Raw genomic sequence first — 15,040 nt, 5'->3', positions numbered from 1 at the left:
AAATGTCCAACCTGCCCGCCCTGCCCAGCCCCGCCGACCTCCACGAAGACCAGATCGTCGCACTGTTGCGGTCCGGGGCACATGCGGCGCTATTGAGTGCGTATTTCGGCGAGGTCGAGTATCGCGAGCTGTCGCAACTCGCAAAGATCGCGGCCACGCGCGGCAACGGTCGTGGCGAAGTGGTCTTCATCCTGCCCGGAATCATGGGCTCGCGCCTGGGGTCGTCGCAACGAGGCACCACGTCGTTGCTGTGGCTGCACCCCGTGGCCATCGCGCAGGGGGGCCTGTCGCAACTGGCGTTGCCGGCCGGCAAATCGCTCCGGGCGCTGGGCGTCATGCTGCCGGGCTATTTGAAGCTGCGACTGACACTGGAGATCGCCGGCTTCGCTCCGGTATTCCATCCCTTCGATTGGCGAGCGGATCTGGAAACTCTGGCTCGCGCACTGACGCGCGCCATCGAGAAGTCCGGCGCACGCAAGGTGCACATCGTCGCGCACAGCATGGGCGGACTGGTCGCAAGAATCGCGTTGGGAAACGATCGCAGCGCTCGCATTCAACGACTCGTTCAGCTCGGCGCGCCCAATCAAGGATCGTTCGCGCCAGTGCAGGCCTTGCGCGCCGCTTATCCCACGGTTCGCAAGATCGCCGCCCTCGATCACATCAGCACCGCTGAGCAACTTGCTCGCACCGTGTTCCTCACCCTGCCCGGCCTGTATCAAATGCTGCCGTCGGCGCTGTCGCCCGATGAGCCGAATCTGTTCGACCCCACGCAGTGGCCGCAGGACGAACTCGTTCCCGATGCCACGATGCTGAACCGTGCGTACAAAGTGCGCAGTCGCATGCCCGCGCCCGATGATCGCTGTGCGGTCATCGTCGGCACGAATCAGGAAACAGTGACGTCACTGAGATTGCGCGACGGTGGGTTTGAATATTCAGTCCGTCGCGATGGCGACGGTACCGTGCCGCTGACTCGCGCACTTTGGGAAGGCGCGGACACCTGGTTCGTTCAGGAGAATCATGGCGCGCTGACCAACAACAATGAAGTGCTGGCGGCGGTTACCAACATTCTGAAGGAAGGCACAACCGCCCGCCTGTCGACGACCCCACCTGCGCCGGTGAGCGAAACCGTCCGCACGGTCAGTGACGCCGAGCTGCGGGCGGCAGCAACAGAAAAAGTGCTTTGGGATCGTCTGACACTCGACAGTCGCCGTCGCATCCTGGAGCCCGTCATTACTCCAGAGTTCAGTACGGCGGTTCCGGTGGTGCCTCGCACTGCTTAGGTGTACCCTAGCTCACCGATCGAATATTCACCGCGCCGGCAACGTTTCGGCGCAGTGTCGTCGTGATAGGGGGCTAAGTAGCGGTGGAACCGACCGATACTGGAAATCCTGATTATTATCATCGCGTCGTCGATTGCCAGTGGGCATGTCCCGCCCATACAGACGTTCCCGAATACATCCGCTTGATTGCGCAGGGGCAATTCACGGCCGCTTATCTGGTCAACCGTGAATCCAACGTATTCCCCGGCATTCTCGGTCGAGTCTGCGACCGGCCTTGCGAGCCTGCCTGTCGGCGCGGCCGCGTCGAACAAGAGCCCGTCGCCATCTGCCGCTTGAAGCGCGTTGCCGCCGATCATCGCGACGATGTTCGCCCTTATCTTCCCAAAGCGCCTATCCAGAAGAATGGCAAGCGCGTGGCCTGCATCGGCGCCGGACCCGCTTCGCTCACCGTCGCCAACGATCTCATGCCGCTGGGCTACGAAGTAACCATCTTCGAGAAGTGGCATACGCCCGGCGGACTGATGCGCACCAATATTCCGTCGTTCCGCCTGCCAGAGCAGGTGCTCGCCGAGGAGATCGGCTACATCATCGATTTGGGGGTGGACCTGCGTCTGGACTCACCGGTGACGAGCATGAAACAACTGCTCGCCACCGGTGAGTTCGACGCGGTGTTCGTCGGCAGCGGCGCGCCCAAGGGCAAGGATCTGAATCTGCCGGGACGCGACGATCCAGCCGCCGCATCTCATATTCATATCGGCATCGACTGGCTGGAGTCCGTGGCGTTCAGCCACACCAAGAACATCGGCCGGCGAGTGTTGATCATCGGCGTCGGCAACACCGCGATGGATTGCTGCCGCACCTCGCTGCGACTGGGTGCTGATGATGTGAAGGTCATGGCGCGCAAGCCGCGCGGCTTCTTCAAAGCCTCCGAGTGGGAACTGGAGGATGCCGAGGCCGAGAACGTCGAGATCGTCGTGAATCACGCGCCCAAAGCGTTCGTCATCGAAGCTGGACGACTCACCGGCATGCGCTTTGAGATCATGGAATACGATCTGGATGCCAAAGGCCGCATCACCGCCGAGCGCATCGTCGGCGAGCAAGTGTTTCCATGCGACGACGTGATCCTGGCGATCGGCCAGGAGAACGCGTTTCCCTGGATCGAGAACGACCTGGGCATCGAGTTCGGTCAATGGCACGTGCCGAAGGTGAACTCGACCACGTTCCAGTCGACGCGACCGAATGTGTTCTTCGGCGGCGACGCGGCGTTCGGCCCGAAGAACATCATCTGGGCCGTGGAGCACGGCCATCAGGCGGCCATCTCCGTTCATAAATATTGTCAGGACCAGGACGTGACGCAGCGCCTGCCACGCATGCTGAACCTGTCCAGCCGCAAGATGGGCCTGCACGAGTGGGCCTACAAGAACGATTACAACCCGCTCGAGCGGCGACTGATGCCGCACGTCGCGCTCAAAGAGCGCTTCAAGAAGATCAATATCGAGGTGGAGCTGGGCTTTACCGCCGAGCAGGCCGCCGCCGAAGTGCAGCGTTGCCTGAACTGCGATGTGCAGACCGTGTTCGACGCGCGTCTTTGCATCGAATGCGACGCGTGCATCGATATCTGCCCGGTGGACTGCCTCACGATGACGGCGAACGGCACCGAGGCCGAGATCAGAGGACGGTTGAAGGCGCCTTCGTTGCGCGTCACGCAACCCCTGTTCGTTTCCGCACCGTTGCAACATACGGCGCGAGTGATGGTCAAAGATGAAGACGTCTGCGTACATTGCGGACTGTGCGCGGAACGCTGCCCGACAGCGGCGTGGGACATGCAGAAGTCGAAAATCCGCATTCCTTATGCGAGCGACGAGACCACTCCATGCACGCCACCAGCACTGCAACCGGCAGCGATCCGCCGGAGCGCATAAACGATTTCGTCATCAAGCTCGCGAACGTCAATGGCACCGGCTCCGCCAGTGCCAACACGCTGCTGATGAAATCCATGTTCCGGATGGGCATTCCGGTCATGGGCAAGAATTACTTCCCGTCCAACATTCAGGGACTGCCCACCTGGTATGAGATCCGGATTTCGCGCGACGGCTATGTGGCGCGCTCCGGTCGCATCGATTTCATGGTGGCGATGAATGCCGAGACTTATGCGAAGGATGTGAAGGAAGTCAGCCCTGGCGGCTATCTGCTCTACGACTCGACGTGGCCTCGGCCCGCACTGCTGAAGCGCGACGACATCACCATTCTCGGCGTGCCGCTGGCTCGCATCTGCAACGAAACGTTTCAGGGTGTGCGCTCCCGCATTCTGCTGAAGAACATCGTCTATGCCGGCGCGCTGGGCGCGTTGCTCGACATCGAGATCGATGTCATGCGCTCGTTGCTCGGCGAGAGTTACGCGAACAAGAAGTCGCTGCTCGATTCGAACGTCAAAGCGCTGGAGCTGGGCTACAACTACGCCAAGGAGCATTTCCAGTGCCCGTTGCCGCTGCGTGTGTCGCGCATGGACAAAACAGCGAACCACGTCATGATCGACGGCAACACGGCGGCGGCGCTCGGTTGCATGTATGCGGGCGCAACGGTCGGTGCGTGGTACCCCATCACTCCATCCACCTCATTGATGGATGGATTCAAGAGCTTTTGTCAGAAGTGGCGCATCGATCCTGAGACCGGCAAGCGCAACTACGTGATCGTTCAGTGTGAGGATGAGCTCGCCGCCATCGGTACCGTCATCGGCGCGGCCTGGAACGGCGCACGCTCGTTCACGCCGACCAGCGGCCCCGGCATCTCCCTGATGAATGAATTCATAGGGCTGGCGTACTACGCCGAAGTGCCAGCCGTGATTTTCGACATTCAACGCGTCGGTCCGTCGACAGGCATGCCGACGCGCACTCAACAGTGCGACCTGATGCTCGCAGCCTACGCGTCGCACGGCGATACGCGTCACGTGCTGTTGTTCCCGAACAGTCCGGAAGAATGCTTCTACATGTCCGTGCACGCGTTCGATCTGGCCGAGCGCCTGCAGACGCCGGTGTTCGTCATGTCCGACCTCGATATCGGCATGAACGACTGGATGTGTCCGGATCTGAAATGGGATGACGCCTATGTACCCGATCGCGGCAAGGTGCTCAGCAAGGAGCAGCTCGAAGAGATCGACAAGTTCTACCGCTACTTCGACAAGGATGGCGACGCTATTCCTTATCGCACGCTACCCGGCACGCATCCCAAGGGCGCGTATTTCACGCGCGGCTCAGGCCACACGCAGTACGGCAGCTACACCGAAGATTCGACCGAATATCAGATCGTGCTCGATCGATTGAAGCGCAAGTTCGACACGGCGAAAACGCTGGTACCGAAGGCAGTCTTCGATGGCCGCAACTCGGCGAGCCTCGGCTTGTTGTCGCTGGGCAGTTGCGATGGAGCAGTTCGCGAAGCGCTGGATCTGCTGCGTCGTCGCGGCGTACAGATCGATTACATGCGTGTGCGGGCGTTCCCGTTCGGCCAGGAGGTCGAGGACTTTCTCGCTTCCCATTCACAAATCTTCGTGGTCGAGCAGAACCGCGACGCTCAGCTGCGCAGTCTGCTGATGCTGGAGACAGCAGTGGAAAAGGCCAAGCTGCATTCGCTTCTGCACTACAGCGGCCTGCCCATGTCGTCGAGTGTAATCGTCGAGGGCGTGCTGGCCGCGATGCCTGAAAAGCGCCTGGCTGTGGGAGGTTGAGATGAGCTTCATCGCCAAGCCGAAGATTGCGCATCCCGGCCTTCCCAAGAACGAGCTCGGCCTGACCCGGCGTGACTATGAAGGCGGCATGTCGACGCTGTGCGCCGGCTGCGGCCACGACTCCATCACCGCCGGCATCATCGAAGCCTGTTGGCAGATGTCGATGCGCCCCGAGCAACTGGTGAAGCTGTCGGGCATCGGCTGCTCGTCCAAAACGACAGCTTATTTCGTCAGTGGCGGTCACGGCTTCAACTCCGTGCACGGTCGCATGCCCTCGATCGCAACCGGCGCGATCGCGGCGAACAAAGATCTGTACTACCTCGGCGTATCCGGCGACGGCGACACGCTGTCCATCGGCTTCGGCCAGTTTGCGCACGCCATGCGACGCAATCTGAACATGCTCTACATCGTCGAGAACAACGGTGTATACGGGCTGACCAAGGGGCAGTTTTCCGCTTCCGCCGACATCGGCTCGAAAGCCAAGAAGGGCGAAGAGAATCTGCAGCCGCCGATCGATCCGGTGCTGGCCGCGCTCACGCTGGGCGGCACCTTCATAGCTCGCAGTTTTTCCGGCGACAAAGAGCAGCTGGTGCCACTGATCATCGCCGGTTTGAAACATCGCGGCTTCGCGCTGATCGACGTGCTGTCACCCTGCGTGACCTTCAACGATCACGAAGGCTCGACCAAGAGCTACGAATTCGTGCGCGATCACTACGACGAAGTGGTGCACGCGGACTTCGTCCCGCCCGCTCGTGAGATCACGGCGCAATATGCGCAAGGCGATACGATGCCGGTCACCATGCACGACGGCAGTCGGATCCTGCTACGCAAGCTGGATCCTTCCTATGATCCGACGCATCGTGGCCAGGCGTTCAACTATCTGCGAGACAAGCTGGCGCAGAACGAGTTCGTCACCGGGCTGATCTATATCGATGAGAAGAGCCCGGAATTTCACGAAGTCAACGGCACGACGGCCACGCCGATCAATCAGCTGCCGTTTGCCAAACTGACCCCAGGATCGAAAGGACTGGAGAAGATTCTGTCGCGCTACCGCTGAGGCAGCGAGCTGAAATCGAACAGGACTTCCGACTTTTCATAGACTTTGCTGATGCGCATTCCGTCCCAAACGTAGGCGAGCGCCGCGCCTGCGACCGGAACGCTCACGGCCTGCGGCTTGAACGCCGCGACACATTCTCCGCCTTCGTGGCGAACGCTCCGATACACCAGTCCCCAGTGCCCCTGATCACGCAAGGGTTTGGCAAACGTCTGCGACGGGCCGTAATCATCCGGGTGATGCAGATGCTCGAAGCGTGGGCTGCGAATATCCAGAAATGGCTGCACCGGCCGGCCCACATAAGCGCGCATGTCCACTTCGCACGGGCTTTCGTTGGTCGATGCCATGAATATGCTGCGATGATGGGCAGTCTCGCGCACGGCGGTTTCCAACGAGTGGCCCGCGTAGTAAACGCCGTAACTGCCGTCGCTGAATCGACTGGGAAAGCCGGTATGTGTGAATGGAGCCATCACGATACTGGCGCCCGGTCCGTGCACCCGATCCTCATCGGGCATTACTGGCGCCTCGCCGCTCTCATCCCGCAGACGATCGTTGGTAAGACCTTCGAGAAACCAGCCCAACTCCATTTGTCGCGCCGGCAGGATGTTTTCGAACACATTCACCGGCGGATGCCGGGACGCGACGATGCGATACATCTTCTGCCAGCGGAGCGTGACCGCGCGTGGCTCGGCCATCATCCGCGTTGCGCATCCAGGTAACGGCGCACATCCGCCAGGTCGACGACGCGACCGGCAAGCATTCGCTCCAAAGCCGACTTGCCGCCGAAACCCCGCGCCGAATTGGGTTTTTTCACCCAGGCATCCGCAACTTCCTGAGTCGGCAGCAGAATATGCAACGCCTTATAGATACCCATCACATAGCTGATGCGCTCCAGGGTATCCGCGGACAGCCGCGCGGCGCGCTCGCTCTTCCATTTGAAGAAGGTAGACCGGGGCGGCGAGCCCAGCAGCACCCGCTCCTCTTCGGCCCCCAGATGCCAGGCGGCGGTGATGTTGAAGAAGGCCGTCAGGGCGGCGGAACCCAACTCGTCAGGATCGAAGCCGGCGCGCTCGAGACTATGAGGTTGCATCATGGTCCAGTCCTCCAATGGAGTAATAGCGAAATTACTCCAATTTTGGACTGAACGCCAGTACAGTTCGAGGGGTTGCAGATCAGACATGGCTCACCTTTTCAGCGCCGCGGACACCCTCCTCAGCACCCGCCGCGGATGGCGGGCCAGCTCTCGGGGATCGATGGCCAGAACCCGATAGCCCATCCCGGTGAGAAACCGGCGACGTGCCTCGGAGGGAGCCAGCTCGACGATCAGAGCCTGGGCGGCGAACAGCTGCTCGACCACGAACGGGCCGATTTCACACTGGCGGGTGAGAGGGAATTCACGCAACTCGCGGGCGGCGAGCAATTCGGCGAGCGCCTGCGCGTCGCTCGCCATGCGCTCCTTCGCACTTGCTTTGATCCTTCGATCCTTGAAGGTTTTGGTCAGCATGGAGCGCAGCGTACCTGCCGCGCTCCGGTCGATTTAGAGCAATTGGCTGTGGGTTTGCCGAGAAATTGCCTCAGCAATCCCTAAAAATTTCAGCGTGGTTTACCGAGCCACAAGCGGCAGACCGTTGCATTACGTTCAATCGCCGCTCCGACCCGTCGATGTTGCAATCCTCGCTGCATGCAGCGCGGGTCCTGCGCCCACTGCAGAGCGTAGACCATCGGATCCAGGCTGGAATTCACCAGCTCCCGTAGATGCTTACCCCATTGCTGAGTGGATTTCATAACAACCTCGGCGTCTTTCCGATCCAAGAACGTTCCGCTCGCGTAGGCAGTTCCGCAGTCTCAGTTGTCCGAGACATCGGCACATTGGTGCCGCCGTTTAGCGACAGGGCGCACAGAAACGGAACATCGCACGGTTCTTTTTCCGACAGGCAGTGCGCTCGACGAAACTTTGCCGACCGCCACGTGGAAAGCACTCGTTTGGCCTCGGTCCTTTTGAATTCTCGGTATGAGCCATGCGACCGCTTGGTTATGATCAAATCTCAACCAACAAACACGTCGTTCGTCGCTTGGCGATTGGGGGAATGTCATGACAGCCACTCTGTTCGATCTCACCGGCAAAAAAGTTCGCAGTGATTACCGGCTCGAGCCGCGGGATTGGTCGCGCCATCGCGGAGCGCATGGCGGAACATGGCGCGAAGGTTGTGGTCACGAGCCGCAAGCTCGATGCGTGCCAAGAGGTGGTCAAGTCCATCCAGGACAAAGGCGGCGAAGCGATCGCGCTCGCCTGCAACATCAGCCGCAAGGAAGAGTTGCAGAAGCTGGTCGACGACACCATCAAACATTGGGGCGGCATCGACGTGCTGGTATGTAACGCCGCCGTCAATCCCTACTACGGCCCGTCCATCAACATGCCGGACGATGCGTACGACAAAGTGATGAACAGCAACGTCCGCAGTAACTTCTGGTTGTGCAACATGGTGCTGCCGCAGATGGCACAACGGGGCGGCGGCTCGGTGATCATCATCTCTTCGATCGCGGGCATCCTCGGCTCGCCGACGCTCGGTGTCTATGGTCTGTCGAAGGCTGCCGATATGGCGCTGGCGCGCAACCTGTGCGCAGAGTGGGGACCGAAAAACATTCGCGCCAACTGCATCGCGCCCGGTCTGGTCCGCACCGATTTCGCCAAGGCGTTGTGGGACGATCCGAAAGTCTACGAGCAGACCGTCAAGGTCTATCCACTGCGCCGCATCGGCGAGCCGGATGAAATCGCCGGCGCCGCCGTATTCCTCGCCGGTCCGAGCGGCTCGTTCATGACCGGCCAGACCCTCGTGATCGACGGCGGCGGCGTGGTCGGACGCGGCGGCTAGGGCCTGGGCTCACAGGCCCTAGCTCCTGACTCGCGGCACGAAAAAGAAATCGCCTACTTCGTGTCCGGCGCCCTTGATCGACTTGAATTCGGGGGTCTGCACGAATTTGTTCTTTTGTGCGGCGACCTCGACGCGCTTGCGGATGCGACTGAACAATTCGGGGCTGGAGAGAATGCCCTGATTGTTTTCCAGCTCATCGAGGAACGCGCGCGCAAACACCGAGTTGCCGCCACTGCCCTCGTCAAGCACCGGTTTATCGCCGCCGGACGACAACAGCAAGCGCGCGCGCTTCGGCAATTTGAATTTGATGTAGTCCTTGGAATACGTGACTTTATCGTTGAGGAACAGATAGCTCGGATCCGTGGACAGCAAGCCTGCATAGCATGAGTCGGCGACGACGAGCACGCGCTTCGCGGGCAAGCGGCCGAGATGCCCGGTGATCTGTTCGTTCGGCACCCAGAAGGTATCTTTCGGCGGCGCCTCCGCGTTCACTGGCAGCCAGTAGCCTGCTTCGCTCTTGCCGCTCTGCAAGCGCGCGCCGTGACCGGCGTAGTAGATGAGCAGGTTGTCCTCCGGCTTGAGCACCGCATTGAGATCGTTGATGGCCTTCAACATCGTGATGTCGTTGGCGTCTTCCAGAATCGACACCGTGAAGCCATAACGATCGGCCAGAATGCGCGCGGCACGAGCGGCGTCGTACTTCGGTGTCTCCAGACTCTCGATGCTCTGGTAGTTCTGATTACCGATGACGATGGCGTAGTAACGCCCGAAGTTCATACCTTCGAGCGTGCGCTCGTCTGCGGTGGGCGGCAGCTGCACCAACTCGGTCGTGCCTTGCGGAGTACGCGTCTTCGGAATGCCGGCCAGACGCTCGGTGCTCTTGCGCCGCTCGGCTTCGAGCTGCGCGATCCAGCGCTTCAGCGCTTCGATCTCCTTGCTGCCGTTGTCAGCCGTCTGCTCGACAGCGGGTTGCTTCGCGAGCTGCTCCTGCAAGTCCTTCAGCTGTTTCTGCAGCAGGCCGAGCTGCGCGTCCTTTTCGGCGATGGCGGCATCGAGCTCTTTGCGGAGCTCCTCCTGCTCGCGTTGCGCGGCCGAGGTGAAGATGATGTTGTCTTCCGGCACGCCCCAAGCCTGACGATACAGGTTCAAAGCCTTGAGCCCGTCCTGGGGCACACCCAATCCCTGCTCATACATCGTGCCCAGATTGAACAGCGCGCGAGCGTAGTTTTTATCCGCCGCCTTCCGATACCACTTCGCAGCCGCTTCGTAGTCTGGCGCGACGCCGAGGCCGCGCTCGTAAATCTCACCCACGTTCGTTTGTGCTTCGAGATCGCCCGACTCCGCCGCTTGCATCCAGATGCGCAGCGCGGACTGCAGGTCGGCCCGATCGTAGGCAACGTATTCGCCGCCGCGAATGGCACATTCCGATGCAGTGGTCCGAATCGGTCGTCGCTGCGACAGGAAGCTGCTGTTGCCGAGCTGACGCACCTGCCCCGGCAGCAGACAATCGACGATCTCCAGATCGGAGCGTTTCACCATGCCCTCGGTCGCGACCGCCTTCTCCGCAGCGCCGGGCGCAGCAGCTGAGGCGATGACGAACAGGCTCGGCGCCAGCAACGTCGCGATGCGACCCAAAGTCTTCGTCAGGTGAGACGTTTTCATATCAGAAGCTCTTCTGGAAGCGCAGGCCCATGCTCACGTCCTGGAAGTTGATGAACTCGAAGCTCTCCAGGCGCTGATACTCGATATAGCCCGAAATGCCGTGGATGAACTGCGCCGACAAACCGGTTGCGAGCCGCCAATAGGACTCATCCGGATTGTCGGTCTGTACGAGGATGGGTGGCGTGCTGGCCGCGTTCGGATCGGCTGCGAAACGCACGCCGAACACATCGACGTCGTCCTTGAACTCGCGCACGTAGTCGACGCGCAGGTGGGGCAGCAACACGCCCCAGCTCAGATTCCAGGCATACGTGACGCGGAAGCCCAGGTTGCCAGTGAAGGATTGGAACGTCTGCTTGTCGTAAATGACGTTCAAACCACCGGCACCCTGCTCGGTGAAGCTGTCGATGGTGGCGTCGATGTAGAAGAATCCCAGCGTTGGCGACAACGTGAACCCGCCGAACAAAAAGTCATACCCGCCTGAAAGCCCGGCGCTATACGTCATGCCATCCGTGTCGCCTCGTGCGTCGACATTCACCAGACCTGTGCCGTCCACATAAGTGATGTTGCGATCGGCACCGTAGTCGGCCTTGGCGATGTTGATGATGGCGTCGAAGTACAAGTTCTGAGCCGCATACGCGGAGCCGTAAAGCGAGATTGCCCAGGTGTCGGTGTCGAGCCCGCCCTCATGGCGCGGATTGAAATCGATGCTCGACTGCCCATACGCCAGCGACACGCCGCCGACCAGCTTGTCGTTGAAGCGATAATCGAGGCCACCGACCAAGGCCCACTGATCGGCATCGAATGCCGGGCTGCTGTTGCTGCGATCCTTGTTGCCAAAGCTGTAATTGCCGCGCGCCCACATGCCCCACTTGTCGCTGAGCAAGCCGCCGGGCTCATCGGCACTGGCGCCGCCGCCTAACATGCCTTTCACCATGTCTTGCAACTGTGCCAGCGGCACCGACTTGCCATCGACGATGATGTTCAGGCCGGCAAGACTCAGGCCTTTCGCGCCGCCACGCAGCGCCATCAAACGATCCATCACGCTGGCGTATTGAGTGTTTGCAAACAGCAGCGTTTGCGTACGGGCGACGGCGAAGTCGTCGGCGACCAGTTCGTCGAGCGCATCGACCTGATTCGCCGTTGTGTTGTTGATCTGCAAGCCATTGCAACGGATCAGCAGATCCTGTTGATCGGCACTGAGCCCGGAGAGATCGCGCAACTGGCCGCAGATGCGATCCAGCGCCAGCGCGACGCGACGCTGATTCGGCGACAGGTTGGGAAGATCGGCCAGCGTCGTGATCACAGGGCCGTCGGCGACCGTGATCGTCACAGTGTCTGTGGCCTGCAAACCGGCATTGTCGATCACCAGCAGCTGGATGAGGTTCTCACCATTGGGCAAACGCGTCCGCAGCGTCGGCGAGTTGCTGGTGCCGAGCACGAGCACGGTTTCCGTCTCGCCATCGGTGATGCGAGACCAGCGATAGGTCACGATCGCGCCATCGGCATCGCTGGATAAGCTGCCGTCGAGCGTGACGTCTTCGCCATCTTGATTGTCGGTGTCGGCAATGGTGCGGTCCCCGCCCGCATTCGCGATCGGGCCCGTTGCGTTGCCGACGGTGATCGCGACTTCAGCGAGAGTCCACGCCCCGGTTTCGTCGGTGACGATCAAGCGCACCAGCGAAACGCCGTCAGGCAGCGCGATGGTCGGCGCCGGTGACGTGGAAAGCTGGGTTTCGCCGTCGCTGCCATACCAGGCATAGCTGACCTGCTCGCCTTCCGGATCGCTGACGGTCGCGCTGAACGCCACATTCTCGCCCGGCGCGCCGTCAGTATCGTTAACCGTGCGGCTGCCGCCGTTGATGCTGACGAGCGGCGCCTGGTTCGGGTCTTCGCAAGCCGCGACCTCGGCCGCATTGTTCTCATTCACGATGCCGGGGCCGGGCGCATTGTTGAGCACGATGCCGGGAAAGCCGGTGCTGCCGCTCTGATCCAGGGCATTGCTCGCGGACAGCGGCGCCGACAGCGTGCCGCCAGTGCTAGTCGAATATCCGATGTTGAAGATTTGCACGCAGACCGTGCCGCCTTCGCCCTCGACGGCATCGAAGGGTTGAATGGTCAGACCGCTCGGCAGCGAGATCTGCCCATTGAGAATGATGTTGCCTTGGCCGGTGTCGATATCGATCAGCGGCGAGCCGCTAACGCCGCCAGCCGCGCGTAGATTCACGATCACGTTCTGGCCGATGGCCGGGATGGGAAGATTGATCTGGCTGCTGAAGCTCGGCGGAATCGCTTGCGCCAGTGGCGCCAGTGCCAGCAGCGCCACGCCCCCCATCCATGTCGCCAACCTCCGCCCGGCTGCTCTGAGCGCCGTCACCTTCATCGCAAGCTCTCCTGATTATTCGTTATGAGCTGGCCGGCCAGTCGCCACGCTTCCGTGGCACGTAGTTATCCGCCACTATCGCGCGACCGCAACGGGCCTTAAGTGCAGGCGCACGATCGTTCAGCCGCGCAAACTGTGCCGCCCGTGATTGACTTCCGTTGTGACGCAGGTCGCAATCACGTGTCATGAGCCTAAGGGTTGCCCTCAATGCCGTGCTCGCCACGATGCTCCTCAGCGGCTGCTCCTCTGCCGGGCAGCGGCTGGACCAGCGCGCCCGCGCGGCGGGCCTCGAGATCGTTCATGTTTCGGCCGGTGCCTTTCCCAGCATCGTCTACCTGAAACGCAGCACCGCCGCCGATCATGCCAGCGAGCCACTGACGGTTTTTCTGGAAAGCGACGGTATTCCCTGGCTCGGCCGCGCCCCCAGTGACGATCCCACTCCGCGTCGGCCCGTCGCGCTGGAAATGTTGATGCAAGCACCCTCACCCGCCGCGTATGTCACACGCCCGTGCTACAACGGCCTTCGCTCGAATAAATGCAATTTCGAGCTCTGGACCGGCGCGCGCTACTCAACCGAAGTAGTCGATAGCATGGTCGCAACAGTGCGAGACACACAGCGCCGCATCGGCGCCGAGCGCGTTGCTTTGGTTGGTTACAGCGGAGGCGGCGCGCTTGCTGTGTTGATCGCGGAGCGGCTGGAGAATGTCGCTTCGGTCGTTACTGTCGCGGCCAATCTGGACACGGACGCCTGGGCCGACCACCACGAGTACTTGCAACTGTCGCAATCGTTGAATCCGGCGTTGAGCGACAGACCACATCCCTGGCCCGAGTTACATCTGCGCGGCGCGAATGATCAGGTCGTGCCGCCAGCGACCACCGCACGATATTTCGAGCGCTACCCACAGGCGCGACAGCGTACCGTCGAAGGGTTCGATCACGTCTGCTGTTGGTTGCGCGACTGGCCGACGATCAGCGCGCAGCCCACTCCGCCCGCGCCTTGAGCGCAGTATCGGAGAAGTCCGAGAACACTCCGTCGATCCCCAACTCGTAGAAGCGCCGATATTCCTGCAGTGGATCGTTGTTGTATTCGGGCGCGAGCGTCGCCGGTTCGTTGCGAAATGTATATGTGTGCACGCGCAAGCCGGCTTGATGGGCCTGCTCAATGACAGTCGTAGTGATCAACTTCGGCTGCCCGACATCACGCAGGATCTGGCGCTTCCAAGGTCCGATCGCGTGCGCGTACTTCGCCACGTCGGCCAGACTTTTCGGTCGTTCGCCGCCGCGCCCGTCGCCATGATCTGGAATGTCGACGCCGACCACTCGTTTGCCATTGTCGTCATAGATGAGCGATCCGTCATCCATCAGTTGCACCAGCGGTAACGGCGTCTTCGCTCGCAGATACTGCAGGTTCGCGCTTTCGAACGACTGAATGAAAATCGGCGTGCCAGCCTGGTTCAGACCCCGCCGGTTCAGCGCATCGAGCAGCCGATCCTCCAACGGCAACTGCAGCTGCAAATGGAACGCGGGATGTTTGGTTTCGGGATAGATGCCGATGCGGCGCCCCCGCCTGGCCGACTCCTGTTCGACCAGATCGAGAATTTCCTCGAACGTCGGCACGCTGAACTTGCCGTCGAATTCCTTCGAGCGCGCCGGATTCGGCTGCACGGCGCGTAGCTGCCGGATTTCCGCCAGCGTGAAATCGCTGGCGAAGAAGCCGGTGATTTGCTTGCCGTCGAGTGTCTTGGTGCTCCGGCGCGCCGCGAACTCCGGTCGCGACTTCACGTCGGTGGTGTCATCCAGCAAAGGCTCGTGTCGCGCGATCAAATGACCATCGCGCGTCGCGACCAGATCCGGCTCGACATAGTCGGCGCCGAACTCGATGGCCAGCAGATACGACGCAAGCGTGTGCTCGGGCCGATATCCGGAGGCGCCGCGATGAGCGATCACCAGTGTCGGTGTGCCATCCAGCGTCAGCCATTTGCCCTTCGCCGCAGAAGATTGCGCTTGCGCCGGTCCGCTCATCGTCAGCACCATCGCCAAAAAGAAACCCAGACTGAGCAGTCGTTGCAC

The 15,040-nt window shown here is 61.2% G+C and carries 11 protein-coding genes and 1 pseudogene; 6 read left to right on the top strand and 6 right to left on the bottom strand.

Annotated features, from left to right (window positions below):
* Positions 1 to 2 precede the first annotated feature (2 nt).
* From D0550_RS02440 to D0550_RS02425, 4 genes are all read left to right on the top strand, one after another.
* A complete protein-coding gene (locus D0550_RS02440; protein WP_116807517.1) occupies positions 3 to 1,280 on the top strand; it encodes a lipase family alpha/beta hydrolase in 1,278 nt (425 codons plus the stop codon).
* A gap of 83 nt (positions 1,281 to 1,363) precedes the next feature.
* Positions 1,364 to 3,202: an FAD-dependent oxidoreductase gene (locus D0550_RS02435; protein ID WP_116807516.1), complete on the top strand. Its 1,839-nt coding sequence runs from the start codon at positions 1,364 to 1,366 to the stop codon at positions 3,200 to 3,202.
* The gene (locus D0550_RS02430) at positions 3,154 to 5,001 is read left to right on the top strand and encodes a 2-oxoacid:acceptor oxidoreductase subunit alpha (RefSeq protein ID WP_116807515.1); all 1,848 of its coding nucleotides are present in this window, start codon (positions 3,154 to 3,156) and stop codon (positions 4,999 to 5,001) included. Before D0550_RS02435 ends, D0550_RS02430 begins: the two co-directional genes overlap by 49 nt.
* A 1-nt stretch (position 5,002) precedes the next feature.
* Entirely contained in the window at positions 5,003 to 6,058 is a 1,056-nt protein-coding gene (locus tag D0550_RS02425; RefSeq protein ID WP_116807514.1) for a 2-oxoacid:ferredoxin oxidoreductase subunit beta, read from the top strand.
* Here D0550_RS02425 and D0550_RS02420 read toward each other — a convergent pair.
* From D0550_RS02420 to D0550_RS02410, 3 genes are all read right to left on the bottom strand, one after another.
* On the bottom strand, positions 6,049 to 6,753 hold the full coding sequence (locus D0550_RS02420) for an RES family NAD+ phosphorylase (RefSeq protein WP_116807513.1): 705 nt from the start codon (positions 6,751 to 6,753) through the stop codon (positions 6,049 to 6,051). The two genes, D0550_RS02425 and D0550_RS02420, sit on opposite strands and share 10 nt — an antisense overlap.
* The gene (locus D0550_RS02415) at positions 6,750 to 7,148 is read right to left on the bottom strand and encodes an MbcA/ParS/Xre antitoxin family protein (RefSeq protein WP_414717262.1); all 399 of its coding nucleotides are present in this window, start codon (positions 7,146 to 7,148) and stop codon (positions 6,750 to 6,752) included. Before D0550_RS02415 ends, D0550_RS02420 begins: the two co-directional genes overlap by 4 nt.
* A gap of 90 nt (positions 7,149 to 7,238) precedes the next feature.
* Complete coding sequence (locus D0550_RS02410; protein ID WP_116807512.1) at positions 7,239 to 7,559, bottom strand: DUF559 domain-containing protein; 321 nt, start codon at positions 7,557 to 7,559, stop codon at positions 7,239 to 7,241.
* A gap of 588 nt (positions 7,560 to 8,147) precedes the next feature.
* Here D0550_RS02410 and D0550_RS02405 point away from each other — a divergent pair.
* A pseudogene (locus tag D0550_RS02405) lies at positions 8,148 to 8,928 on the top strand (SDR family NAD(P)-dependent oxidoreductase).
* An 18-nt stretch (positions 8,929 to 8,946) separates the two neighbouring features.
* Here the strand turns inward: D0550_RS02405 and D0550_RS02400 are convergent.
* The gene (locus tag D0550_RS02400; protein WP_116807510.1) at positions 8,947 to 10,590 is read right to left on the bottom strand and encodes a caspase family protein; all 1,644 of its coding nucleotides are present in this window, start codon (positions 10,588 to 10,590) and stop codon (positions 8,947 to 8,949) included.
* Position 10,591: 1 nt separating this feature from the next.
* The gene (locus D0550_RS02395) at positions 10,592 to 12,913 is read right to left on the bottom strand and encodes an autotransporter outer membrane beta-barrel domain-containing protein (RefSeq protein ID WP_161965596.1); all 2,322 of its coding nucleotides are present in this window, start codon (positions 12,911 to 12,913) and stop codon (positions 10,592 to 10,594) included.
* Between the two features lie 242 nt (positions 12,914 to 13,155).
* Here D0550_RS02395 and D0550_RS02390 point away from each other — a divergent pair, with 242 nt between their 5' ends.
* Positions 13,156 to 13,971 (top strand): alpha/beta fold hydrolase, encoded by an 816-nt coding sequence (locus D0550_RS02390; protein ID WP_116807508.1) that lies wholly within the window; start codon positions 13,156 to 13,158, stop codon positions 13,969 to 13,971.
* Here the strand turns inward: D0550_RS02390 and D0550_RS02385 are convergent.
* Entirely contained in the window at positions 13,940 to 15,040 is a 1,101-nt protein-coding gene (locus D0550_RS02385) for a glycerophosphodiester phosphodiesterase (protein ID WP_206606051.1), read from the bottom strand. The genes D0550_RS02390 and D0550_RS02385 overlap by 32 nt on opposite strands.

Source organism: Steroidobacter cummioxidans (assembly GCF_003104955.1).
This window is presented reverse-complemented; position numbering and strand designations above follow the sequence as displayed.

Bases quoted from the DNA above. Each gene is read 5' to 3' on its own strand.
- D0550_RS02440 (WP_116807517.1), top strand. From the start codon at position 3: ATGTCCAACCTGCCCGCCCTGCCCAGCCCCGCCGACCTCCACGAAGAC.
- D0550_RS02390 (WP_116807508.1), top strand. From the start codon at position 13,156: ATGAGCCTAAGGGTTGCCCTCAATGCCGTGCTCGCCACGATGCTCCTC.
- D0550_RS02415 (WP_414717262.1), bottom strand. From the start codon at position 7,148: ATGATGCAACCTCATAGTCTCGAGCGCGCCGGCTTCGATCCTGACGAG.
- D0550_RS02420 (WP_116807513.1), bottom strand. From the start codon at position 6,753: ATGATGGCCGAGCCACGCGCGGTCACGCTCCGCTGGCAGAAGATGTAT.
- D0550_RS02400 (WP_116807510.1), bottom strand. From the start codon at position 10,590: ATGAAAACGTCTCACCTGACGAAGACTTTGGGTCGCATCGCGACGTTG.
- D0550_RS02430 (WP_116807515.1), top strand. From the start codon at position 3,154: ATGCACGCCACCAGCACTGCAACCGGCAGCGATCCGCCGGAGCGCATA.
- D0550_RS02425 (WP_116807514.1), top strand. From the start codon at position 5,003: ATGAGCTTCATCGCCAAGCCGAAGATTGCGCATCCCGGCCTTCCCAAG.
- D0550_RS02410 (WP_116807512.1), bottom strand. From the start codon at position 7,559: ATGCTGACCAAAACCTTCAAGGATCGAAGGATCAAAGCAAGTGCGAAG.